Annotated in this window: 25 protein-coding genes; 9 read left to right on the plus strand and 16 right to left on the minus strand. The window is 71.5% G+C overall.

All coding sequences use genetic code 11. The annotated features are described in order from the left end of the window. Positions 1–480 precede the first annotated feature (480 nt). Both AB0C38_RS37085 and sigE read right to left on the minus strand, forming a co-directional pair. Positions 481–1134: a zf-HC2 domain-containing protein gene (locus tag AB0C38_RS37085; RefSeq protein WP_360682450.1), complete on the minus strand. Its 654-nt coding sequence runs from the start codon at positions 1132–1134 to the stop codon at positions 481–483. Beyond that, positions 1131–1745: an RNA polymerase sigma factor SigE gene (sigE, locus tag AB0C38_RS37090; RefSeq protein ID WP_360682451.1), complete on the minus strand. Its 615-nt coding sequence runs from the start codon at positions 1743–1745 to the stop codon at positions 1131–1133. The genes AB0C38_RS37085 and sigE overlap by 4 nt, the downstream gene beginning before the upstream one ends. Before the next feature lie 191 nt (positions 1746–1936). On the opposite strand from sigE, the gene AB0C38_RS37095 reads away from it, so the two are divergent. After that, complete coding sequence (locus AB0C38_RS37095; RefSeq protein WP_360682452.1) at positions 1937–2581, plus strand: O-methyltransferase; 645 nt, start codon at positions 1937–1939, stop codon at positions 2579–2581. 238 nt (positions 2582–2819) lie between these two features. On the opposite strand, the gene AB0C38_RS37100 is transcribed toward AB0C38_RS37095, so the two are convergent. Next, entirely contained in the window at positions 2820–4004 is a 1185-nt protein-coding gene (locus AB0C38_RS37100; protein ID WP_360682453.1) for an MFS transporter, read from the minus strand. A 62-nt stretch (positions 4005–4066) separates the two neighbouring features. Between AB0C38_RS37100 and AB0C38_RS37105 the strand changes: the two genes are divergently transcribed. Then, a complete protein-coding gene (locus AB0C38_RS37105; RefSeq protein WP_360682454.1) occupies positions 4067–4969 on the plus strand; it encodes a LysR family transcriptional regulator in 903 nt (300 codons plus the stop codon). 334 nt (positions 4970–5303) lie between these two features. On the opposite strand, the gene AB0C38_RS37110 is transcribed toward AB0C38_RS37105, so the two are convergent. Together AB0C38_RS37110 and AB0C38_RS37115 are read right to left on the minus strand one after the other, a co-directional pair. Beyond that, complete coding sequence (locus AB0C38_RS37110; protein ID WP_360682455.1) at positions 5304–6764, minus strand: leucyl aminopeptidase family protein; 1461 nt, start codon at positions 6762–6764, stop codon at positions 5304–5306. 90 nt (positions 6765–6854) lie between these two features. Then, positions 6855–7022 carry a DUF3117 domain-containing protein gene (locus AB0C38_RS37115; RefSeq protein ID WP_013222969.1) on the minus strand — a complete coding sequence of 56 codons (168 nt, stop codon included), beginning with the start codon at positions 7020–7022 and terminating at the stop codon, positions 6855–6857. Positions 7023–7219: 197 nt separating this feature from the next. On the opposite strand from AB0C38_RS37115, the gene AB0C38_RS37120 reads away from it, so the two are divergent. Next, the gene (locus tag AB0C38_RS37120; protein WP_360682456.1) at positions 7220–8014 is read left to right on the plus strand and encodes an enoyl-CoA hydratase-related protein; all 795 of its coding nucleotides are present in this window, start codon (positions 7220–7222) and stop codon (positions 8012–8014) included. Between the two features lie 20 nt (positions 8015–8034). Here AB0C38_RS37120 and AB0C38_RS37125 read toward each other — a convergent pair whose 3' ends face one another. From AB0C38_RS37125 to AB0C38_RS37145, 5 genes are read right to left on the minus strand one after another with little or no spacing between them, the layout of a single operon-like run. Then, the gene (locus AB0C38_RS37125; RefSeq protein ID WP_360682457.1) at positions 8035–8598 is read right to left on the minus strand and encodes a DNA-3-methyladenine glycosylase I; all 564 of its coding nucleotides are present in this window, start codon (positions 8596–8598) and stop codon (positions 8035–8037) included. Then, positions 8591–9049, minus strand: coding sequence for an SRPBCC family protein (locus AB0C38_RS37130; protein ID WP_360682458.1), 459 nt, complete (start codon positions 9047–9049; stop codon positions 8591–8593). Before AB0C38_RS37130 ends, AB0C38_RS37125 begins: the two co-directional genes overlap by 8 nt. Next, on the minus strand, positions 9046–9369 hold the full coding sequence (locus AB0C38_RS37135; protein WP_285482672.1) for a DivIVA domain-containing protein: 324 nt from the start codon (positions 9367–9369) through the stop codon (positions 9046–9048). The genes AB0C38_RS37130 and AB0C38_RS37135 overlap by 4 nt, the downstream gene beginning before the upstream one ends. Beyond that, the gene (locus tag AB0C38_RS37140; RefSeq protein ID WP_360682459.1) at positions 9366–10034 is read right to left on the minus strand and encodes a permease prefix domain 1-containing protein; all 669 of its coding nucleotides are present in this window, start codon (positions 10032–10034) and stop codon (positions 9366–9368) included. Before AB0C38_RS37140 ends, AB0C38_RS37135 begins: the two co-directional genes overlap by 4 nt. Then, positions 10031–10348, minus strand: a complete 318-nt coding sequence (locus tag AB0C38_RS37145; RefSeq protein ID WP_003086561.1) for a helix-turn-helix transcriptional regulator — start codon at positions 10346–10348, stop codon at positions 10031–10033. The genes AB0C38_RS37140 and AB0C38_RS37145 overlap by 4 nt, the downstream gene beginning before the upstream one ends. Before the next feature lie 141 nt (positions 10349–10489). Between AB0C38_RS37145 and AB0C38_RS37150 the strand changes: the two genes are divergently transcribed. The 4 genes from AB0C38_RS37150 (at position 10490) to cydC (ending at position 15918) form a co-directional block, all read left to right on the plus strand. Then, positions 10490–11650, plus strand: a complete 1161-nt coding sequence (locus AB0C38_RS37150) for a cytochrome ubiquinol oxidase subunit I (RefSeq protein ID WP_360682460.1) — start codon at positions 10490–10492, stop codon at positions 11648–11650. Between the two features lie 3 nt (positions 11651–11653). After that, on the plus strand, positions 11654–12634 hold the full coding sequence (cydB, locus tag AB0C38_RS37155; RefSeq protein ID WP_360682461.1) for a cytochrome d ubiquinol oxidase subunit II: 981 nt from the start codon (positions 11654–11656) through the stop codon (positions 12632–12634). Positions 12635–12643: 9 nt separating this feature from the next. Next, entirely contained in the window at positions 12644–14200 is a 1557-nt protein-coding gene (gene cydD / locus AB0C38_RS37160; RefSeq protein ID WP_360682462.1) for a thiol reductant ABC exporter subunit CydD, read from the plus strand. Positions 14201–14340: 140 nt separating this feature from the next. Beyond that, positions 14341–15918: a thiol reductant ABC exporter subunit CydC gene (cydC, locus tag AB0C38_RS37165; protein ID WP_360682463.1), complete on the plus strand. Its 1578-nt coding sequence runs from the start codon at positions 14341–14343 to the stop codon at positions 15916–15918. Here the strand turns inward: cydC and AB0C38_RS37170 are convergent. After that, positions 15854–16756 (minus strand): glucosyl-3-phosphoglycerate synthase, encoded by a 903-nt coding sequence (locus tag AB0C38_RS37170; RefSeq protein ID WP_360682464.1) that lies wholly within the window; start codon positions 16754–16756, stop codon positions 15854–15856. The genes cydC and AB0C38_RS37170 overlap by 65 nt on opposite strands. Positions 16757–16807: 51 nt before the next feature. Between AB0C38_RS37170 and AB0C38_RS37175 the strand changes: the two genes are divergently transcribed. Then, positions 16808–17482, plus strand: a complete 675-nt coding sequence (locus AB0C38_RS37175) for a lysophospholipid acyltransferase family protein (protein WP_360682465.1) — start codon at positions 16808–16810, stop codon at positions 17480–17482. On the opposite strand, the gene AB0C38_RS37180 is transcribed toward AB0C38_RS37175, so the two are convergent. The 3 genes from AB0C38_RS37180 to AB0C38_RS37190 form a co-directional block, all read right to left on the minus strand. Then, positions 17483–17809 (minus strand): hypothetical protein, encoded by a 327-nt coding sequence (locus AB0C38_RS37180; RefSeq protein ID WP_360682466.1) that lies wholly within the window; start codon positions 17807–17809, stop codon positions 17483–17485. It lies immediately after the preceding gene. A 20-nt stretch (positions 17810–17829) separates the two neighbouring features. Next, positions 17830–18156, minus strand: a complete 327-nt coding sequence (locus tag AB0C38_RS37185) for a hypothetical protein (RefSeq protein ID WP_360682467.1) — start codon at positions 18154–18156, stop codon at positions 17830–17832. Positions 18157–18296: 140 nt separating this feature from the next. Next, positions 18297–19013 (minus strand): SDR family oxidoreductase, encoded by a 717-nt coding sequence (locus AB0C38_RS37190; protein WP_360682468.1) that lies wholly within the window; start codon positions 19011–19013, stop codon positions 18297–18299. Between the two features lie 70 nt (positions 19014–19083). Here AB0C38_RS37190 and AB0C38_RS37195 point away from each other — a divergent pair, with 70 nt between their 5' ends. Next, entirely contained in the window at positions 19084–19929 is an 846-nt protein-coding gene (locus AB0C38_RS37195) for a LysR family transcriptional regulator (RefSeq protein WP_360682469.1), read from the plus strand. Positions 19930–20027: 98 nt separating this feature from the next. Here AB0C38_RS37195 and AB0C38_RS37200 read toward each other — a convergent pair whose 3' ends face one another. Further along, complete coding sequence (locus AB0C38_RS37200) at positions 20028–20612, minus strand: TIGR00730 family Rossman fold protein (protein WP_360682470.1); 585 nt, start codon at positions 20610–20612, stop codon at positions 20028–20030. After that, a complete protein-coding gene (locus tag AB0C38_RS37205; protein WP_284750483.1) occupies positions 20612–21397 on the minus strand; it encodes a TIGR00730 family Rossman fold protein in 786 nt (261 codons plus the stop codon). Before AB0C38_RS37205 ends, AB0C38_RS37200 begins: the two co-directional genes overlap by 1 nt. Positions 21398–21403: the final 6 nt, after the last annotated feature.

A 21403-nucleotide genomic window follows, 5' to 3' on the forward strand; every position in this document is an offset into this window, starting at 1 on the left:
ACTAAATGAACGACCATTACCCCTCGACTGACGTGTTTAATGGGTCGTTCATGACCGCTGCCGCGGAACGAGTCCCCACCCGCTCGCCCGCGATCCGAACGTCGCGAATGACTCATTCGGGGCGCCAGAGGTCCCCAATGACTCATTCGCGACGCTGGACCCTGGCCGCACGCGCCGGCTTTGCCGTGTCCCTGCCTGGGGGACCCAGCGTGGACCGGGGGCCTTGCCAAGCCCGGCAGTCCGCCGAAGCCGGCCCAGGCCTGAGCTGGCCCGGCGAAGTCGGCCCTGGGCTCTGCACTCAAGGAGCGTGGTCGCGCCGCCGAGGTGCCCTGAATGACTCATTCACCTCGTCCGACGACATGAATGAGTCATGCAAGGCGTCCGACCTACTCAGCCGACAGCGCCAGTCACCCCAGCTCTACGCAAAAGCGAAGGCCGCCACGAGGAGTCCCTCATGGCGGCCTTCGCGGGAAACAAGTCTCAGCGAATACCCGCGGGCACCGCGACCGGCGTCGTGCTCGCCGGGGTCGATGCCGGCACCACCGGCTGCGGCACCGCCATCTGGGCCGGCAGCAAGTTCGCCTGCTGCGGGACCGCGCCGCCGGTCTCCGGGTTGCCGTCTCCGCCGTCCGCGGACGTCCCGACCAGCGCCAGCGCACTCAGCACCAGCCCGGACACCACCACTCCGGCACCCTGCGCCGCCCTACGCTTAAACCTGCCGCCGCCGAGAACGTTGGGGGACTGGCCCAGCGGCGCCGATGATCCCAACGGCGCGACACCACCCAGGACCCCCGTGTCCCGCAGCCCCGCGACCCGGTCCGGGCGCTGGACGGCGACCAGCTGGCCGTCGGCCGTGATGGCCAGGTTGTCCGGCGCGCTCGGGAGGTCCGTGTGCTCCGGGATCGACTGGAGGCTCGCCAGGAACCCCGCCGACATCGACGGCGCCCCCGCGCGGCGGATCGCGTCCACCGTCTGGCGCTGGGCGCGCACTTCGGCGGCGCACGCCGCGCAGCGCGTGATGTGCGACGCCGCGCGGTCGCGGGCGCCGTGGGAAAGCTCGCCGTCGACGAACGCGACCACGGCGTCCGGCAGCAGGTGCGACTCGGGGAGTCCCCAGCCTCGCGGTGCGGTCATACCGACACCTTCGCAGACTCCGGGGCGTGAGCGCGTCGTCGCTCGAGCGACGCGCGCAGCGCCTGACGCCCACGGTGGATCCGGCTGCGGACGGTGCCCAGCTTGACACCGAGCGTCGCGCCGATCTCCTCGTACGAGAGCCCTTCGACGTCGCACAGCACCACCGCGGCGCGGAACTCCGGCGGCAGCTCGTCGAGCGCCGCCTGCAGGTCCGGGTCCAGGTGGGTGTCGGAGAAGACCTGCTCGGGACTCGGGTCGTCGCCCACGATGCGGTCGGTGTCCTCCGGCAGGCCTTCCATCCGCACGCGTGAGCGCCGGCGGGCCATGTCGAGGAACAGGTTGGTGGTGATCCGGTGCAGCCAGCCCTCGAACGTGCCGGGCTTGTAGGACGCCAGCGACCGGAAGACCCGGATGAAGGTCTCCTGGGTGAGGTCCTCGGCGTCGTGCGTGTTGCCGGTCAGGCGGTAGGCGAGCCGGTAGACCCGGTCGCTGTGCTCGCGGACGACCTCGTCCCAGGACGGTGGCGTCCAGGCCGCCTCGTCCAGGGACACGGTCTGAGCCGCGTCGACGTCCTCATCGGCGTTCTGCATCGTGGGAGCAGGCACCTCCATCTGCGTTTCTCCTGTCTGCTCCACCCAACGCGGGCTGTCGCCACGGTGTTCCCCGTGTGCTCGGATTTCAGTCTCTCCGGACTCCTTATGGTTCTAGTGAGACTGGACTGAGAGCAGGCTGAGAACTTCTCTCGGAGTGCTTACCAGGGAGCCTGCGCGGATTTATCGACAACCAACGCTAACCTCCGTGCGTGAACACGCCCACCCCTGCGGCCGCACCGGCCGACTCCGGGTTCGTCGACGGGTACCTGCCCGACGACGAGGTGCTCTCTTCGGCGCGCGCACGGGCCGACGACCTGGGCTGCAGCTCGCTGAGCGCGGGGGCGGGCGCGACCCTCCGGTTCCTGGCCGCGACGCTGTGCGCGAAGGCCGTCGTCGAGGTCGGCACGGGCGCCGGGGTGAGCGGGCTGAGCCTGCTGCGCGGCATGGCACCCGACGGCATCCTGACCTCGATCGACGTCGAGCCGGAGTACCAGCGGGCCGCGCGCGTGACGTTCCGCGAAGCCGGCTACGCACCGGGCCGGACGCGGCTGATCGTCGGCCGGGCCCTGGACGTGCTCCAGCGGCTCACCCCGGGCGGCTACGACCTGGTGTTCGTCGACGCCGCGCACATCGAGTACCCCGGCTGCTACGAGCTGGGCGTGTCGCTGCTGCGGCGCGGCGGGATCATCGCGTTCCACAACGTGCTGGCGGGCGGCCGCGTGATCGACCCGTCCCATCGAGACCCGGAGACCCTCGCCCTGCGCGAGGTGGCGCGAGCGTTCCGGGAGGACGAACGCCTGGTCCCGGCGCTCCTTCCGGTCGGCGGCGGACTGCTGGTCGCGGCGGCGATCTGAGAGTCTGTCCACAGGCTTGTCGGACTGTGGACAACTCACCGTTCGCGGCGGGTTGCGTCGGGGGGCGCCGGTAGACTGGAGCGGGGACGCCCCCCAGGGCAGGGTGGGGGCATGTCTGGAGGCCTCGAGTTCGATCGGCAGGCCGCGGCGAGGTCATGAAAGACTCTTTCACCTCGCCCGACGTCATGAACGAGTCGTTCATGACGTCCGGGCCGCCGGGCACCCGTCGCGACCTGCGTCAGCTCGTCACCAGCTCCCGACGCTCCGCGCGAACCCGCGTCCCGGCCCCGACGGCAGCCGCCGCCAGCAGCAGCCACACCGCCACCACCGCGATCAACCACGGCCACCCCGCGTGCCCGTAGACCGCCGCCCCTGCCGCGCCGCCGACGCTGCTGCCCAGGTAGTACGTCGCCGTGTACATGCCGCCCACCTGGCCGCGCGCGTTCTCGGGGGCGTCGGCCGCCGCCCAGCCGTTCGCGACCGCGTGCGCCGCGAAGAACGCGCACGTCAGTACCAGGAACCCGGCGATGACCAGCGGCAACGAGTCCGGCAGCGTCAGCGCCGCGCCGACGGCCGTGAGCAGCAACGCGCCGATCAGCGCTCGGCGGCGGCCGACGCGCGCCACCAGCCGTCCGGCCGCGGCCGAGGACACCGAACCGGTCGCGTACGCGAGAAAGACCAGCGACGCGATCGCCGGGGACAGGTTCAGCGGCTCACCGGTCAGCCGGAAGCCGGCCGCGTTGTAGAGCGCGACGAACGAGCCCATCGCGAGCAGCGCCACGGCGTACTGGGCGAGCAGCACCCGCTTGCTCACCGCCGTGACCAGCCCGCGGGCGACGGCGCGAAGCTGGGCGTCGCCGCGCGGACGCGTGCCCGGGGGCAGCGTCACGACGGTGATCGCCGAGCAGATCGCGCCCACACCCGCGACGACGAACAGCGCGCCGCGCCAGCCGATCGGCCCCGCAGTGAACCCGCTGGCCAGCCGGCCGAGCATGCCGCCGATCGTGTTGCCCGCGATCATCGCGCCGACCGCCGCGGCGACGCCCGCGCGGCCGAGGCGTTCGGCCAGGTAGGCGGCCGCGACCCCGGGGAACCCGGCGATGGCGATGCCCTGGAGAGCGCGAAGGACGAGCAGTGCCGGGTACGTCGGCATCAGCGGCAGCAGCAGCCCGAAGACGACGGACGCGATCACCGACGTCAGGATCACCGGGCGCCGGCCGATCACCTCGGACAGCGCGGCGATCGGCAGCACCGCGATGGCGAGCGCGCCGGTCGCGACGCTGACCGCGAGCGCCGCGCCGCCGGGGTCGAGGTGGTACTGCGCGGCGAGCTGGGGCAGCACCGGCTGCGGCGCGTACAGCAGGGCGAAGGAGGAGATCCCGGCCGCGGCGACGGCGATCTTGACTCGGCGCGTGGAAGTCACCACCTGAAAGTAAGCAGAGCTAACCAATACGTCCAATGCACTGCTCTGGCATGATTGATGCGGTGACGTATGACTCGCTGTCGGCGCAGGTGGCGCCGCACCTGCCGCTGCTCGCCGCCCTGCGCGAGACGAGGAACGTCACACGCGCGGCCGAGCTGCTGGGCGTGCCGCAGCCGACGGTGAGCCGGCGGCTCGCGGCGCTGGCCGACGCGCTGGGAGCACCGTTGACGGTCCCGGACGGGCGTGGCATCCGTCTCACGCGCGCGGCGGAACTGCTGGCCGAAGCGGCCGAGCGTGGCCTGGCGGCGGTGGACACCGGCGTCCGGCTGGCGCGCGAGGAGGTGGCGCCGGAGTCGGGGCACGTCGTGCTGGGGTTCCTGCACCTGCTCGGGCGGTCGCTGGTGCCTTCGCTGCTGCGTGGCCACCGGGCGCGGTACCCGGAGGTGCGGTTCACGCTGGTCCAGGGCTCACGGCAGGTGATGCTCGACCGGCTGGCGGGCGGCGAGCTGGACTTGGCGCTGCTCGCGCCGCTGCCGTCGCTTCCGTCGTTGACGTCGGCGGGACTGGTCGAGGAAGAGATCCTGCTGTCGGTCCCGGCGGGCCACCACCTGGCGGGGCGGCGCTCGGTGCGGATGGCGGAGCTGGCGGACGAGGAGTTCGTGCTGCTGGAACCGGGTTACGGAGTCCGGACGCTGACGGACGAGCTCTGCGCGGCGGCGGGCTTCACGCCACGGATCGCGTTCGAGGGCCAGGAATCGGACACGGTGCGCGGCCTGGTGGCGGCGGGCCTCGGAGTGGCGCTGCTGCCGCGGTTCGGACCCGGAACGCCGGCCGGGGTGGCGGAGGTGCCGCTGGAACCGCGGCCGTACCGGACGATCGGGCTGGTGTGGCGGGCCGACGAGCCGATGACCCCGGCGGTCACCGGCTTCCGCGACCACGTTCTGACGACTGCGGCCGAAGGCTGAGCCCCGGGGCCGCCGCTGGACGGCCCTCTTTGGCAGGGCTCCGACGCAGTCGGGTCTGCGTGGCCAGCTCGAGGCGCTGGCGGTGTGCCGGCGCCGGCCGGGGGCGCGATCACGCAGTTGCGGTGTCGTGAATGCCCCATTCACCTCATCCGACGACAGGAATGAGTCATTCAAGACATCCGAGCCACCGCGGGCCGAAGGCTGAGCCCAGGGGCCGCCACCGGACAGCCCCCGCCCGTCCCTGGGGGCGTCCCCTGTCCAGTCTATCGGCCCCCACCGACAAGACCGGCCGCGAACACCAGGTTGTCCACAGCCCAGCCGACCTGGGGAAAACTCAGAGCGAAGCCGCCAGCTCCACCAAGGTCCGGGCCGCGAAGCCCGTCGCTCCCGGCACCACGTCGTCGTAGTTCTTCTCCGAGCGGGCCGGTCCCGCGATGTCCAGGTGGGCCCACGGCAACCCTTCCGTGAACTCGCGAAGGAACAGCGCCGCCGTGATGCTGCCCGGGCCCGCCGGGGTCTGGCGGATGTCGCCGAACTCGCCGCGGACGTTCTCCGCGTAGTCCTCCACCAACGGCATGCGCCACCACGCCTCGCCCACCCGCGCGCCCGCCGCCGCGACCGATGCCGCCAACGCGTCGTCGGATGCGAACAAGCCGCCCGTTCGCAGCCCCAGCGACACCTTCATCGCGCCGGTCAACGTCGCCGCGTCGACGATCAGGTCCGGGTTGTACCGGCGGATTCCGTACGCCAGCGCGTCCGCCAGGACCATCCGGCCCTCCGCGTCCGTGTTGCCGACCTCGGTCGTCTTGCCGCCGTAGTGCCGGACGATGTCGCCCGGCCGGTACGCCGACCCCGACACGTGGTTCTCCGCCGCCGGCACCAGCGCCGTCACCCGCACCGGGAGACCCAGCTCCGCGATCCCGCGGATCGCCGCGATCACCGCCGCGCCGCCCGCCATGTCCGTGCGCATCAGGTGCATTCCGTCGGCCGGCTTGATCGACAGGCCGCCCGTGTCGAACGTGATGCCCTTGCCCACCAGCAACAGGTGCTTCGCCGCCCCCGACGGCTTGTACGTCATCTCGATCAGCCGCGGCGGCCGCGACGACCCGCCGCCGACCGCCAGGACGCCGCCGAAGCCCTGCGCCGCCAGCCACTTCTCGTCCCGCACCGCCACCTCGACGCGTGGACCGGCCACCCGGGCCGCCGTGTCCGCGAGCCAAGCCGGGCTCTTGATGTTGGACGGCGTGTTCGCGAGGTCGCGCGTCAGCGCCGTCGACGAGGCCAGCACCGAAGCCCGCGAGACCAGTTCGGTGTAAGAGGAGACCGCCCGGTCATGAGCCACCAGCCGCACCGTCCGGACGGACGGCGCAGGGTCCTCACCCGTCACCTTGAACCGGTACCCGCCGAGCAGCAGCCCCAGCGCCAGCTCGGTCACATGCTCGCCGCTCGCCTCTTCCGGCAGCACCAGCTGCACCGTGCGGAACGCCTTGCCACCGTGGTCGACGTCGTCGGCCAGCGCGGCGTTGACCGCGCGGACCAGCGCCGCGCCCGTCTTCCGGTACTGCTTCGGCTCGCCGTCGCCCAGGCCCGCGATCCAGCGGGCTTCGCCGGCGGGAACCGTCTGCACGTCCCCCGCCTTGCCGGTGATCCGGACGCCACCGATCTCCAAGGGCTCGGACTCGACGTCGTCGGCGGGGGCGGTCACCAGCCGGGCCGTCGGGGCGCCGCGGCGGAGGTCGCCCGCCACCTCGATGTCGAGCAGACTGGTCGGAACGGGGGGTAGCGGATTACGCACAGTGAGCAACCTTCGGGCGCAGAGGAACCGCGACCCCGGCCTCCGAAGGGAGACCGGGGTGCGACGGAAGGACGGTTCGAGGGGGTCGGCTCAGCCGGTGACCTCCGCCAAAGCGGCGCCGAGGTCCTTCGCTTCTTCCGCGGAGAGTTCGACGACGAGTCGCCCGCCACCCTCGAGCGGTACGCGCATCACGAGGCCCCGTCCCTCCTTAGTCACTTCGAGGGGACCATCTCCGGTCCGGGGCTTCATGGCCGCCATAGCGTGCTCCCTCCGTCTCAACCGGCGCGCCCGGGTCGCGCTCGCGTGAAAGCCAGCCGGGTCTGGTGTCCATTGTCCCTCATCAGCGGCCGGGCGCATCAGCGGACCGATCTTTTGCCGCCGTATCGGTGCTGGTATGCGGCCCGCGAGGGGTGTGAGACTGTCGGTCGACCGATGTTTCCGCGCAAGGAGAAGACGTGACCACATCCGACGTCCTGCTGATCGCCGACGCCGACGGGGTGCGCACCCTCACCCTCAACCGGCCGCAGGCGTACAACTCGCTGACCGTCGAGCTGAAGGAAGCACTGCTCGCGGCGCTGCGCGAGGCGGCGGACGACGAAACCGTCCGCGCGGTCGTGCTGACCGGTTCCGGCAAGGCGTTCTGCGCCGGCCAGGATTTGAAGGAGCACGTGGGACTGCTCCAGGCGGGTGACCCCGCTCCGCTACACACGGTGAAGGAGCATTACAACCCGATCGTCCAGGCGATCGTGGCCATGGAGAAGCCGGTGATCGCCGCGGTCAACGGCACCGCCGCCGGTGCCGGGGCCGCCTTCGCCTACGCCAGTGACCTGCGGATCGCCGCCGAGTCGTCGTCGTTCCTGATGGCCTTCGCCAACGTCGGGCTCGGACCGGACTCGGGTGCGTCGTGGACGTTGCAGCGGCTGGTCGGCTACGGCCGCGCCGCCGAGCTGATGCTGCTGGCCCGGACCGTCGACGCGGCGGAGGCGCTGCGGCTCGGCCTGGTCGGCGAAGTCGTGCCGGACGAAGAACTGCCGGCGCGCGCCCAGAAGATCGCGGCGAAGCTCGCGGCCGGGCCGACGGTCGCCTACGCAAAGATCAAGGGTGTGCTGAACCTGGCCGCGCAGTCGACCTTCGAGGAAGCACTGGCCGCGGAGGACGCCGCCCAGACCGCGCTCGGCGCGACCGCCGACCACAGCGAGGCCGTCGAAGCCTTCGTCGGCAAGCGCAAGCCGGACTTCCAGGGCAAGTAAGGCGCGAGGCTGCTTCCGGGTCAGCCGGCCCGGAAGCAGCCTTTGACGTGGTCGTCGACCATGCCGGTCGCCTGCATCAGCGCGTAGCACGTCGTCGGGCCGAGGAAGACGAAGCCGCGCTTCTTCAGCTCCTTGGCCATCGCCTTGGACTCGTCGGTGATCGCCGGGACGTCCGCCATCGACGCAGGCCGCTGGTGCGACGCCGGCGCGAACGACCACAGCAGGTCGTCGAGCGGTGTGTCCAGCGCGGCGATCGCCTTCGCGTTGTTGATCGTGGCCAGGATCTTCGCCCGGTTCCGCACGATCGACGTGTCCTGCATCAGCCGCTCGACGTCGGCGTCGCCGAACTTGGCCACCTTCGCCGGCTTGAACTGCTTGAATGCCTTCCGGAAGCCTTCCCGCTTGCGCAGGATCGTGATCCACGAAAGCCCCGACTGGAACGACTCGAGGCACAGCCGCTCGTACAGCTCGTCCTGCCCGTGGAGCGGCGTGCCCCACTCCTGGTCGTGGTAGTCCGCGTAGTCCGGGGTCGAATTGCCCCAGCCGCACCGCGCGACGCCGTCGGCGCCGACCAGCTCACTCATGCCCACCCACCGAATAGTCCTCCGCGAACCGCGCGAACCGCCGCAGCGACTGGCGCACCCCCAGCGCGAACGCCGGCCGCACGACCGGCCAGCCGAGCCGGCCCAGCGGCCCGAACGGCAGCCGCAGGTGCTCGGCCCAGACGAACGTCGAGCGCTGCGCACCCTTCGGCACCACCTGGAACACGCCCGTGCCCTGCACGAAGCTGCCGAGGTGCCGGACCCCGCACCGCACCGGCGGCTCCCAGCTGGTGATCTCCATCTTGTCGGTGAAGCCGATGCCGGCCACCCCGGTGAACGCCGCCAGCCGCGACCCGACGCTGCGGCCGTTGCCCTCGACGACCTCGACCTCGGTGCCGAGCATCCACTCGCCCTGGCGCGTCCAGTCCGTCAGCGCGAGCCAGGTCGTCCCGGCCGGTGCGCGGACGTCGACCGAAAGGATCAGGTCCGTCACTGGGCGCCTTCGGGCGAGCTCTCCCGCTCGCGTTCGCGCTGCTCCAGCTCGGCGACCCGGGTGCGCAGCTCGTCGAGCTCGACGCCGAGGCGCCGCATCACCCAGTCCACTTCGGACATCTTGTAGCCGCGCAGCACCAGCTGGAAGCGGACCTCCTGCAGGTCCTCGCCGGTGATGTCCTCGGCGGGCAGCCGCGTCGGCGAGCTGCCCGGCGGCAGCGGGGCCAGTTCCTCACCCCGGCCGAACACGACGGCGGCGAGCAGGAACACCACGGCGGCCACCAGCAGCATGACTACGAGGTAGATCAGCGCGGTCGTCACGCGACGATCGTGGCATACCCGCCCCAGGATCGTCTCGCGAGCACGACGAGCCGCAGCGAAAGCAGCACCCAGGCGACCATCAGCAAGGCGCACGGGACGCTCAGGAACAGCCTCGACGCGTCCACGAACCCGGTCGCGCTGATCAGCAGCCCGACCGACGCGAGGTTCACGCCGACCGCGAGCGCGATGAGGATGCCGCAGAACCGGGCGAGCCCGGTGCCGTCCAGGCGCCGGCTCAGCCAGCGGATGCCGAGCAGCGCGAGCACGCCGATCACCGGCACGACGAACACCGCGCCGTGGCTGACGTGCGTGACGACCTTGTACCACTCGGGCGTCGGCGTCGAGATCTTCGTCCACTCGCCGAAGGTGAGGATGCGGGCGTAGTCCCACGCGATCTGCATCGCCGGGACGCCGATGACGAGCTTCCACAGCGTCCGGACGCCGCTGAGCATGCCGAGCTCGGCCTGGTAGTCGCGGGCGACGACGCCCGCCGGGCCGAAGTCCGCGACCGCGCGGCGCTCGGCGTCCTCGTCGGTCCAGCCGCCCGCGCGGTAGGCGTCGGCGGCGTCGTGCAGGCCGTCGCGAGCCTCTTCCAGCAGGTCGGCCTTGAAGCGGCCGCAGCCGTGCAGTCTGCGGTCCAGGTCCCCCAGGTATTCGTCGATCATGCGCCCAGTACTCCCCCGATGACCGTGGTGAACTCCCGCCACTCCGTGCGTTCGGCGGCCAGGGCCTGCTCGCCGGAGCGGGTGAGCCGGTAGGTCCGGCGCTTGCGGCCGGACACGACGTCCCACTCACTGGCCAGCCAGCCGGCCCGCTCGAGCCGGCGCAGCGCCGGGTAGACGGTGCCGGTCGGCAGGTCGAGCGCGCCGTCGCTGCGCAGCTGGAGCGCCTCGATGATCGCGTAGCCGTGCAGTTTCCGGCCGTCGAGCACGGCCAGCAGCAACGCGTCGAGGTGCCCGCGCAAGGTGTCCGCCTTCATAGGTACGCAGTCTACGCATGACCACCCCGGGAAGACTATTGACCGGACGCACCGGGGACACCCGGGGATTTCCCGGAGATGACCCGGATCTCATGGATTTGGTGGCTACATGTAGCCAGGCTACGTATATAGTCGCTCGGCATGGACGCACTCCCGGTCGCGAGACTCCAGTTCGCGACGACGACTTCGTTCCACTTCCTCTTCGTGCTGCTCACACTGGGGTTGGTCACGCTGGTGGCCGTGATGCAGACGCGCTGGACGCTCGGCGGCAAGCCCGAGCTGCTGCGGATGACCCGCTTCTGGGGCCGGCTGTACGTGATCAATTACGCGCTGGGGATTGTCACCGGAATCGTGATGGAATTCCAGTTCGGACTGACCTGGACCGGTCTCTCCGCTTTCGCCGGAGATGTCTTCGGCGCTCCGCTGGCCATTGAGACGCTGGTCGCGTTCTTCCTCGAGTCGACCTTCCTCGGCCTGTGGATCTTCGGCTTCGGGCGCCTGAACAAGTGGCTGCACCTGACCTTGGTCTGGCTGGTCACGCTGACCGCGTACGCGTCGGCGCTGTTCATCATGCTGGCCAACTCGTTCCTGCAGAACCCGGTCGGCAGCCGGCTCGAAGGCGGCACCCTGCACCTCGACGACTTCGGCGCGTTGTTCTCGAACCCGGCGCTGGTCGCGTCGCTGCCGCACGTGCTCGGCGCCGCGCTGGTGACCGGCGGGTTCTTCGTCGTCGGCGTCAGCGCGTACCACTTCCTGAAGCGCACCACCGAGGTCGAGTTCTTCCGCCGGTCGATGCGCATCGGCGTCGTGACGGCGCTCGTCGGCTCGTTCTTCGTCATCCAGCAGGGCTTCGAGCAGTTCGGGCAGCTGCGGATGTACCAGCCGGACAAGCTGGAGTTCGGCGGTGTCGGGCTCCCGCTCGGCCTGATGATCACGCTCGGGTTCGTCATGTTCCTCTGCGCGATCCTCGGCACGCTGCTGCTGGTCCGGAACTGGATCACCAAGGCGCGGTTCCTGCACTACCTGATGGTCGCGGCGATCCCGCTGCCGTTCGCGGCCGCGATCCTCGGCTGGCTGGTGCGCGAGCTCGGCCGTCAGCCGTGGCTGGTCTGGGGGAAGCTGCGCACCGCCGACGCGATCGCGGACGTCCCCGCCGGCCAGATCCTGTTCTCCTTCATCGCCTTCTCACTGCTGTTCGCCGCGCTCGCGGTCGCCGACTGGGTGCTCATGGCGCGCGTCGCCAAGCGCGGCCCGGAGCCGGTCGACGAGGCCGCCGAGCTGCCCGTCCTGAGCGGAGTCTGACCGATGGTGACCTTCTGGTGGTGCCTGCTCGGCCTGCTGACCTGCGGATACTTCGCGCTGGCGGGCTACGACTACGGCGTCGGCATGCTCCTGCCCGCGTTCGAAGCCGACGAGCGGCGGCGACGGCAGACGCTCGGTGCGCTCGGGCCGTTCTTCCTGGCCAACGAGGTGTGGTTGGTGGCCGCGGTCGGCCTGCTCTTCGGCGCGTTCCCGCACCTGGAGGGCAAGGTGTTCACCGGGGCGTACGTCCTGGTCGTGACGCTGCTGCTCGGCCTGGTCACGTTCACGGCGTCGATGCAGCTGCGCAGCCGGCGCCCGGACGCGCGGCGCGGTGCCTGGACCGCGGGCATCGTCGGCGGCGCGGTGGTGACGGCGCTGTCGTGGGGCATGTTCCTGGGCAACCTGGTGCTCGGCCTGCCCCTGGCGGCCGACGGCTCGCCGACCGTGCTCGCGCTCTTCAACCCGTACGCGGTGCTGTGGGGGCTCGGGTTCGTCGCGCTGTTCTGCTTGCAGGGCGCGGCGTTCCTCGCCGTGCGCGCGCCGGCGGAGCTGACCGGCCGCGCGGTGCGGCTGGCGCGGGCCTTCTCGGCGCCCGTGTTCGCCTTCCTCGTGATCGCGACGGTGTGGGGCTTCTTCGCCGTGGACGGCGGCACGCTTCTCGGTGCCGGCGTGGTCGTGCTGACGTTCGTCGCTTTCGGCGTCTTCCGGCTGGCGCTGGGGGCCAAGCGGTACCGGGTCGCGCTCGTCGGGGCGATGGTGCTCGCGGCTTGTCCCGCGCTGCTCGCGGGCACGCTGCGGTTCCCGACGGTGCTCGTGTCCTCGGCGTACACGCTGACCGTCGACCAGGCGGCGACGGCGTCCGGGACGTTCGCGGTGCTGGGCTGGTTCGCCGCGCCGGCGGTGCTGGCCCTCGTGGTGGTGCAGTGGCTGACCTGGCGCGCGCACCGGAATCCGCTCGACCAGCGCTCGCTGCTGCACTTCTAGGAGGACGCGGTGCCTGCTCTTCCCGGACTCCGGCGGTACCTGGTCGTGCTGGCCGTGCTCGGAGTGCTTTCCGCGGTTTTCGTGTTGCTCCAGGCCGAAGGACTCGCGACGCTGCTGACCGGCGGCGGGGTTTCCCTCTTCCTGGTGGTGGCGCTGGCCGGCCGGGTCGCGCTCACCTGCGGCCACGGTGTCCTCAGTGGACGGTTCGCGGCCTCGGTCCGCGGCGGCCTCCGGCGGCGGCTGCTCGACTCGTCATCCGAGCGGGCCGGCGTCGTCGCCACGCAGGTCACGCGGGGAGTCGACGCGACGGACAGCTACCTGAGCGGGTACCTGCCGTCGCTGGTGGTGTCGGTGGTGGTGCCGATCGCGGTGGTCGTGCGGCTGTTCACGACGGACGTCGTGTCGGCGCTGGTGGTGACGGCGACGCTGCCGCTGATCCCGGTGTTCGCGATCCTCGTCGGCAAGCACACGGCGGCGCGGACCCAGTGGGACCTGCTCAAGAAGCTGGGCGGGCACTTCCTCGACGTCGTCCGCGGCCTGGAGACGCTGAAGGTGTTCGGGCGGGCCTCGGCGCAGGCTTCGACGGTCCGTTCGATGGCTACCGCTCACGCCGACGCGACCATGAAGACTTTGCGGGTCGCGTTCTTGTCTTCCCTGGTGCTGGAACTGGTGGCGACGCTCTCGGTGGCTTTGGTGGCGGTGCCGATCGGGTTCCGGCTGCTCGCCGGCTCTCTTGATGCCCGGACGGCGCTGCTGATCCTGGTGCTGGCGCCGGAGGCGTACTTGCCTCTGCGGGCTGCCGGGGCGAAGTTCCACGCGGCGGCCGAGGGGCTGACGGCGTTGCGGGAGGCTCTTGCCATGCCAGTGATTCCTGCGCTGTCGGGGGCCCGTTGCCGGCGCCGGGGCGCGCCTTCGGTGGTTTTCTCGCGGGTTTCGGTTTCCTACTCCGGCGTTCCGGCTCTGTCCGATGTGGACTTGACGCTGCCCGCCGGCTCGCGGGTGGCGTTGGTCGGGCCCAGCGGGTCCGGGAAGAGCACGGTGCTGGCGGTGCTGCTGGGGTTCGTGACGCCGTCTTCGGGGCAGGTCCTGGTCGACGGGGTGGACCTGCGGACGCTGACCCCTTCCGACTGGCTGGCCGACGTGGCCTGGGTCCCGCAGCGGCCGACGCTGTTCCGGGGATCGCTGGAGTCGAACATCGCGCTGGGCCTCGCTTCCGCGGACGTTCCTTCGGCGGCCCGGGCAGCGGCACTGGATTCGGTGGCGGCGGGGTTGCCTGCCGGGTTCGAGACGCCGGTCGGCGAGCTGGGCGAGGTCCTGTCGGCGGGCCAGCGCCAGCGGGTGGGACTGGCCCGGGCGTTGGCACGCACTTCGGCGGGGTTGGTGCTGCTGGACGAACCGACGGCCCGGCTGGACTCCCGGACGGAGGCGACGGTGCTGTCGGCAACGCGGCGGTTGCTGCCCGGCCGGACCGCGGTGCTGGTCGCCCACCGCCCGGCGATGGCCGGGTTGGCGGACCGGGTGGTCGAGCTGCGCGACGGCCGGGTGTGCGCGGAGGTGACAGCTTGATGGATTTGTCAAGTTCTCTGTCCACAGGAGGGCAGTTGTCCACAGATCGCCGAGTGGCCCCTTTTCACGAGCCGGCGCCGGTACGATGGGATCGGGGACGCCCCCCGGGCAGGGTGGGGGCTGCTCTGCGGGCGTGGGGCGTGTCCACAAAAGACTTTCTCCGCCTCCTCCGCGCCGCCCTCGTCGGGGCTGGGGCCGAGCTCGCCGCCCTCGGCCTCATGGCCACCGCCGCCTGGCTGCTTCTCCGCGCCGCCGAACAACCTCCGCTCGGGGCCCTCACCGTCGCCATCGTGGCCGTCCGGACCCTCGCTCTCCTTCGCGGTGGCCTCCGGTACGCCGAACGGCTCGCCGGCCACGAAGTCGTCCTGCGGTGGCTCGGTTCCCTTCGCACCCGCGTCTACCAAGCCCTGGTCCCCGGGTCGCGGTACTCCGGCGGAGACCTCCTCACCCGGCTCGTGTCCGATGTGGACGCTCTGCAGGACGCCGTCCTGCGGTGGCTGCTGCCCGCCGGGGTCGCCGCGCTCGTCGGGGGCGCCGCCGTGGCCGTCACCGCCACCGCGTCGGCGCCGGCCGCCGTCGCGCTCGCGGGCGGGCTGCTCGTCGCCGGGGTGCTTCTGCCGTGGCTGGTCATCCGGGTCACCGGGCGCGCCGCCCGGGACGACGCTCCGAAGCGGGCCGAACTCGCCGAACGGGCCGTCGAGCTCGTCACCGGGCACCGGGAGCTCGTCGCCGCCGGTGCCTTGACGCAGACCCGCGCGCGAGCCACCGACGTCGTCGACCACCTCGCCGCGAGTGAGCGGGGAACGTCAGCCAGTACCGCCGTGCTCACCGCCGCCGGGACGCTCGTCCAGCTGGTCACCACCGCCGCCGTCGCGCTGCTCTGCCACGCCTCCGTGCCCTGGACCGCCGCGCTCACCCTGGCCGCCCTGACCACCTTCGAAGTCGTCCTGCCGCTCGTCGGCGCCGCCCGCCGCGTCCCCGAGATCCGCGCGTCGGCCGCCCGGGTGAAAGCCGTGCTCACCGAACCCGCCATCCCCCAGGGCACGCGGTCGGTACAAAAAGGACACTTCACGATCCGGAAAGCCGCGGTCCGGTACCCCGGCCGGGCGCCCGCGGTGAAAGACCTCGACCTCGACCTCCCGCCCGGCAAACGCGTCGGGATCCTCGGCCCCAGCGGCGCCGGCAAGACGACCCTGCTGCGTCTCCTCCTCGGCCTCGAAACCCCCACCGACGGCGAGGTCCTCCTCGACGGCCACCCGCTCGCCGAGTACGCCGACCTGCCGAACCTCGTCTCGGGAGCGCTGGCCGACGCCCACGTGTTCCACACGACCGTCCGCGAAAACCTCCTGCTCGCGAAGCCGCAAGCGACCGACGAAGAGCTGAGAGAGGCCTGCGCGAACGCCGATTTCGACCTCGACCTGGACCGCGACACCGGACCGGACGGCGACGCGCTCTCCGGCGGTCAACGCCAGCGGCTGATCCTCGCCCGCGCGGTCCTGGCGGCACCGGAGGTCCTCGTGCTCGACGAGCCGGTCGAAGGCCTCGACCCCGTCCACGGCGACGCTGTCCTGGAGCGCGTCCTGGCGCAGGCGCGAGGCACGGTCGTCCTGGTGACGCACCGCCCCGAGCACCTGGCCGGCTTCGACGAGGTCCTCACCCTCGAGGACGGGCGAGCACTTCCCGCATCGGCGGCCGGTCCGCGACCCGGACCTCCGTGACGTCGGGGAGCCACTCCCCGTCGACCTGCACGAACTGCGTCAGCGGCGCATCCGACGACGGGACCCCGCAGCGCGACAGGGCCGTGCCCAGGATCTGCCGGGACATCGCGCCGAGCTGCAGCAGTGACCGGTTCCGGTGCTTGCGGACGCCGAGGTTGACCTGCGCGAGCCCGTCGAGGCCGTAGCGCGCCTCGGCGTCGAGCAGCAGCCCGATCTCGACGCCGTACCCGGCGGCGAACGGCACCGACTCCAGGAACGCGCGCGTGCCCGCGTACTCGCCGCCGAGGGGCTGGACCAGCCCGCCGAGCGAGGGGCGCAGCGCCGAGAGCACCGGCCGCGCCAGCAGCTCGGTGACGCGGCCGCCGCCCGTGCTCTCCAGCCGCAGCGGACGGCGGTAGAAGCCTTTCACCAGGTGGACGCCGCTTTCGGCGACCAGCGGCCCGAGCAGCGACGGCACGAACGCCGGGTCCGGGTCGACGAGGTCGGAGTCGAGGAACACGACGAAGTCGCCGCTGGTCGCGGCCAGCGAGCGCCACAGCACCTCGCCCTTGCCGGGCACCGGCGGCAGGTCCGGCAGGACGTCCTCACGGCGGACGACCCGGGCGCCGGCGGCTTCGGCGGTTTCGACGGTGGCATCCGTGGAACCCGAATCCATGACCACGAGCTCGTCGACGACGTTGCCGACGAGCGGCCGCACCGACGCGACGACGTCGCCGACGGTCCGCTCTTCGTCCAGTGCCGGTAGCACGACCGAAACCGTGCGGTCACCCTTCGCGGCCACGATGTCCTCGGGCGTCCAACCGGGCTCCTGCCACGTACGCCGCTCGAACCAACTCACGAGTAGCGATCGTGCCATGCTGGTGTCACCGCACCCGAGGAGGAGGACCACTTGATCGCGCTGCTTGTCCGGTTCGTGCTGGGGCCGCTGGCCAGGGCGGTGTACCGGCCCGAGGTGCGGGGCGTGGAGAACGTGCCCACCACCGGCCCGGTGCTCTTGGCGGCCAACCACCGCGCCGCGCTCGACACCGGCGTGATCACGTTCGCGACGCCGCGGCAGGTCAAGTTCCTCGGCAAGGCGGAGTACTTCACCGGCAAGGGCGTCAAGGGCAAGCTGATGGCCGGGTTCGTCGGCGGGCTCGGCTACATCCCGGTCGAGCGCGGCAACGCCCAGGCCGGGCTGGCCGCCCTGGAAGCGGCGCGCAAGGTGCTCGACGCGGGTGGCGTCTTCGCGATCTACCCCGAGGGCACACGCTCCCTGGACGGCCGGCTGCACCGCGGCCACACGGGCGTCGGGGCACTGGCCCTGGCGACGGGCGCGAAGGTGGTGCCGGTCGCGCTGACCGGCACCGAGAACCTCCAGCCCGCGGGGAAGCGCGTCCCGCGGCCGGCGAAGATCGCCATCACGTTCGGCAAGCCGCTGGACTTCTCGCGCTACGAGGGCCAGGACTACTCGCCGGCGATCCGCCGGTCCGTCACCGACGAGGTGATGTACCAGATCCTGGAGATCTCGGGCCAGGAGTACGTGGACACCTACCACAAGCGGCCCAGCGAAGGCGTCGCCTGATCACGGGTCGGGAGACGAGTTGATCCCGCCGCTGGTGCGGTTCGTCCCACCCGGGCAGAAGGCGGTGGCCCAGGTGCCGGCGTGGGTCCACCCGCCCTGGCGGACGAGCTTTTGACCGCCCAGGATCACCTGGCAGAAGACGACGGCCTGGTACTTGCCGGTGCCGGCGTCGCACTTGGCCATCCACCCGTTGCCGACCTTGGACGGGCCGTCCCAGCAGCTCTCCGGCCAGCCGGCCGGTGCGGCGACGGCGCCACCGGGACTGGCGGTGAAGAGCGCCGCCACCACCGCCACGACGGTGAGACAATGCGCGATCCGCTTGCTCATGCCATTCCTCCCCTGGTTCGTCACGGCGGTGTGGGTGTCGTGTTGATACCCGAGGAATCCACGTACGAGTAGCCCTGGCAATAGGCATACGACGGCGCCCCGCGCCCTTCCCAGGTGCCGTAGAACAGGCCGGTCTTTCCGGTGTCCTTGAACTTGCAGACGGCGATCGCCTGGTAGAAACCACCATTCGTGTGCAGGCAATAAGCACCGGTCTGGTACTTGTTCATCACCTCGTCACGACAGTCGCTCGGCCACCCGGCCGGCCTGGCCTTCGAAGAACCGGAGTGATCCGGTGCCGGCGCCGCGACCGCGGCCGGGCCGGCCGTTCCGAACAGCAAAACGCCCACGGCGCCGATGGTGAGCAGAGATCTCTTCACTGGGTTCCCCCCTGCCGAGGATCGCTCCTGACTCGAGATCGAGCGTCTCAGCCGGGCAAAGGCGGCACAACCCTTCAAGATCGATTTCGCACCCGAAACAACCGATCAGGTCACCAAGGCACCGGGCCTTCGTCGTCGACGAAGGTGCCGGTCGGGCCGTCCTTCGGGATCGTCGCCATCCGGACCGCCGACGCCGCACCTTGGGCCGGTGTCCGATACCCGGAGTGGTTGTTCAGGTCGGTGGCGCAGTAGCCCGGGCAGACGGCGTTGACGAGGATCCCGTCGGGACGCAGCTCCCTCGCGTACTGCAGGGTCAACGCCGTCAACGCGGTCTTCGACGGGGTGTAGCCCGCCGAAATCGGCAGCTCGGTGGCCGGGTCGGCATTGCGCGCCAGCGACGCGCCGCTGCTGGAGACGTTGACGATGCGCGGCGCGGCCGAGCGGCGCAGCAGCGGCAGCAGGGTGTTCGTGACCGTGATGACGCCGAAGTAGTTCGTCTCGAAGATGGCGCGGAGCGTGCCGAGGTCGGCGGAGCTGGGGCTCTGGTGCGAGAGGTCCGTGCCCGGCGGGCGGCTGATGGCCGCGTTGTTGACCAGCACGTCGAGACGGCCGTAACGCTCTTCGATGCGGGAGGCGGCCGCGGCGACCGACGCGGGGTCGGTCACATCGAGCACCACCGACTCGGTGCCCAGCTCCGCGGCGGCCTGCTCGCCGAGCTCCGCACTGCGGGCGCCGATGACGACGGTGTGCCCGAGGGCGGCGAGCCGGGCGGCGATCTCCCGGCCGATGCCCTTGTTCGCGCCGGTGACCAAAGTGATTTCGTTCATGGCTCCAGGACACCAGCGGGGTGCCCGCGCGGGCCAACACCGATGCCGCATCGGCCGATACCCTGGTGATATGGAGACGCGGGAGCTCGCGTATTTCGTCGCCGTCGCCGAGGAACTGCACTTCGGCCGTGCGGCGCAGCGCCTCGGCATGGCGCAGCCCCCGCTGTCGCGCGCCATCCAGCAGCTCGAACGCCGCATGGGCGTGACCCTGCTGGAGCGCACCAGCCGCGGCGTGAACCTGACGCCCGCGGGCGCGGTTTTCCTTGCGGAGAGCCACAAAGCGCTCGACGCGGTCGAGGCCGCGGTGCGCCGGGCGCAGCGCGCGGGGCAGGACGACCCGAAGCTGCTCGTGGCGATGAAGCCGGACGGCGACGCCGGGCTGCTGGAACGGATCCTGCCCGGCTACCGGCAGGATCCGGACGCCGTCGAGGTCGAAGTCGTCGTGGGCGGGATCGGCGAGCAGGCTCGGATGCTGCGCGACGGCCGCGTCGACCTGGCGTTCCTGCACGCCCCGCACGACGACGTCGCGGGGTTCGACACCGAGCTGCTGCTGGAGCAGGACCAGGTGGCGATGCTCGCCCGCGGCCACCGGCTGGCCGGCCGGGCGGCCCTGGTCCTCGCCGACCTCGACGGCGAGCCGTTCCCCCGCTGGCCCGGCAGCGACGTGCGCGGTCCCGAGGTGCGCGACCCCGGTCAGCTGCTGCAGCTGGTGGCGCTGGGCCAGGTGGTGGCGGTGGTCCCGGAGTCGGCCCGGCGCCACGTCCGGGCGGACGTGGCGTGCGTGCCGGTGCTCGACGCGCCCCGGACCGGCGTCCTGCTGGCCTGGCCCGACCGGACGCGGTCGCGCGCGGTGGCCGCGTTCGTCCGGGCCAGTACCGCGGTCGCCGAGGCCGGGCGCGCGACCGCGGACCGCTAGCGTCAAGCGCCCCAATGTGGCCTTGGTTGCGTCTGACGCACCCAAGGGGCCCTTGGGTGCGTTGGACGCACCGAAGGCCACATTGGGGCGCTTCAGCCCTAGATGCCTGGTGGCTCCTTCGCCCACTTCGGCGGGGCCGGCGGTTCGTACGTCGCGAACTTGTCCAGCAGCACCGCCGGGTCGGCGTCGGTCATCAGCAGCTGCCGGTACTCCGGCTTGACGAACCCCTCGGTCACCATGTGGTCGGCGAAGGCCACCAGCGGCCCGTAGTACCCGTCGACGTCGACCAGGCCGATGGGCTTGCCGTGCAGGCCGAGCTGGGCCCACGTCCAGACCTCGAACAGCTCCTCCAGCGTGCCCGCGCCGCCCGGGAGGGCCAGGAAGCCGTCGGACAGCGCCGCCATCTTGGCCTTGCGCTCGTGCATGTCCTTCACGACGTGCAGCTCCGACAGCCCCGCGTGCGAGATCTCGACCGACGAGAGCGCCTCGGGGATCACGCCGATCACTTCGCCGCCCGCGGCCAGGGCCGCGTCGGCGACGACGCCCATCGTGCCGACGCTCGCGCCGCCGTAGACCAGGCCGATGCCGCGCTGGGCCAGCAGCTTGCCGAGCGCGGCCGCCTGCTCGGCGTAACGCGGCGAAAAGCCCATGGACGAACCGCAGAAAACACAGATCCGGCTCATCAGTGCGTGTCCTCCCAGGCCTGGTAGGACTCCTGCACCACGCGGACGGCGTCGTCGATGTCGTCGGTGACGTGCAGCAGGTCCAGGTCGTGCGGGCTGACCTTGCCCTCGGCCTGCACGGTCTTGGCGATCCAGTCGTACAGCCCGCCCCAGTACTCGCTGCCGAACAGCACCACCGGGAACTTCGTGACCTTCTTGGTCTGCACCAGCGTCAGCGCCTCGAACAGCTCGTCGAGCGTGCCGAAGCCGCCGGGCAGGCAGATGAAGGCCTGCGAATACTTGATGAACATCGTCTTGCGGGCGAAGAAGTACCGGAAGTTGACGCCCAGGTCGACCCACGGGTTCAGGCCCTGCTCGAACGGCAGCTCGATGCCCAGCCCGACGGAGAAGCCGCCGGCCTCGGCCGCGCCGCGGTTGACCGCCTCCATCGCGCCAGGGCCACCGCCGGTCATCACGGCGAACCCGGCGTTGGCCAGCGCCTCGCCGATCTTGCGGCCGAGCTCGTACTCCGGGTGATCGCGCTTGGTGCGCGCCGAGCCGAACACCGTGACCGCGCGCGGGACCTCGGCGAGCGCGCCGAACCCCTCGACGAACTCGGCCTGGATCCGGAGCACGCGCCACGGGTCGGTGTGCACCCAGTCGGTGGGCCCGCGCGAGTCGAGCAGCCGCTGGTCGGTCGTGCTGCCCTGGTCACGGCGGTCGCCACGCAGCACGACCGGGCCCTTCTGGCGCTCGACCGGACGCTCGGGGTACTGGCCGTCGGGGAATTCAGACTGTTCGCTCACCCGGCC

Origin of the sequence: Amycolatopsis sp. NPDC048633 (genome assembly GCF_040650695.1) — a bacterium.
In the GTDB taxonomy this organism is placed as follows: domain Bacteria; phylum Actinomycetota; class Actinomycetes; order Mycobacteriales; family Pseudonocardiaceae; genus Amycolatopsis.

Coding starts and splice junctions, on each gene's coding strand:
- AB0C38_RS37145 (WP_003086561.1), bottom strand. CDS start 10,348: ATGAAGGCGGACACCTTGCGCGGGCACCTCGACGCGTTGCTGCTGGCC.
- AB0C38_RS37085 (WP_360682450.1), bottom strand. CDS start 1,134: ATGACCGCACCGCGAGGCTGGGGACTCCCCGAGTCGCACCTGCTGCCG.
- cydB (WP_360682461.1), top strand. CDS start 11,654: ATGGTGACCTTCTGGTGGTGCCTGCTCGGCCTGCTGACCTGCGGATAC.
- AB0C38_RS37140 (WP_360682459.1), bottom strand. CDS start 10,034: ATGATCGACGAATACCTGGGGGACCTGGACCGCAGACTGCACGGCTGC.
- AB0C38_RS37195 (WP_360682469.1), top strand. CDS start 19,084: ATGGAGACGCGGGAGCTCGCGTATTTCGTCGCCGTCGCCGAGGAACTG.
- AB0C38_RS37150 (WP_360682460.1), top strand. CDS start 10,490: ATGGACGCACTCCCGGTCGCGAGACTCCAGTTCGCGACGACGACTTCG.
- AB0C38_RS37200 (WP_360682470.1), bottom strand. CDS start 20,612: ATGAGCCGGATCTGTGTTTTCTGCGGTTCGTCCATGGGCTTTTCGCCG.
- AB0C38_RS37180 (WP_360682466.1), bottom strand. CDS start 17,809: ATGAGCAAGCGGATCGCGCATTGTCTCACCGTCGTGGCGGTGGTGGCG.
- sigE (WP_360682451.1), bottom strand. CDS start 1,745: ATGGAGGTGCCTGCTCCCACGATGCAGAACGCCGATGAGGACGTCGAC.
- AB0C38_RS37115 (WP_013222969.1), bottom strand. CDS start 7,022: ATGGCGGCCATGAAGCCCCGGACCGGAGATGGTCCCCTCGAAGTGACT.
- AB0C38_RS37125 (WP_360682457.1), bottom strand. CDS start 8,598: ATGAGTGAGCTGGTCGGCGCCGACGGCGTCGCGCGGTGCGGCTGGGGC.
- AB0C38_RS37190 (WP_360682468.1), bottom strand. CDS start 19,013: ATGAACGAAATCACTTTGGTCACCGGCGCGAACAAGGGCATCGGCCGG.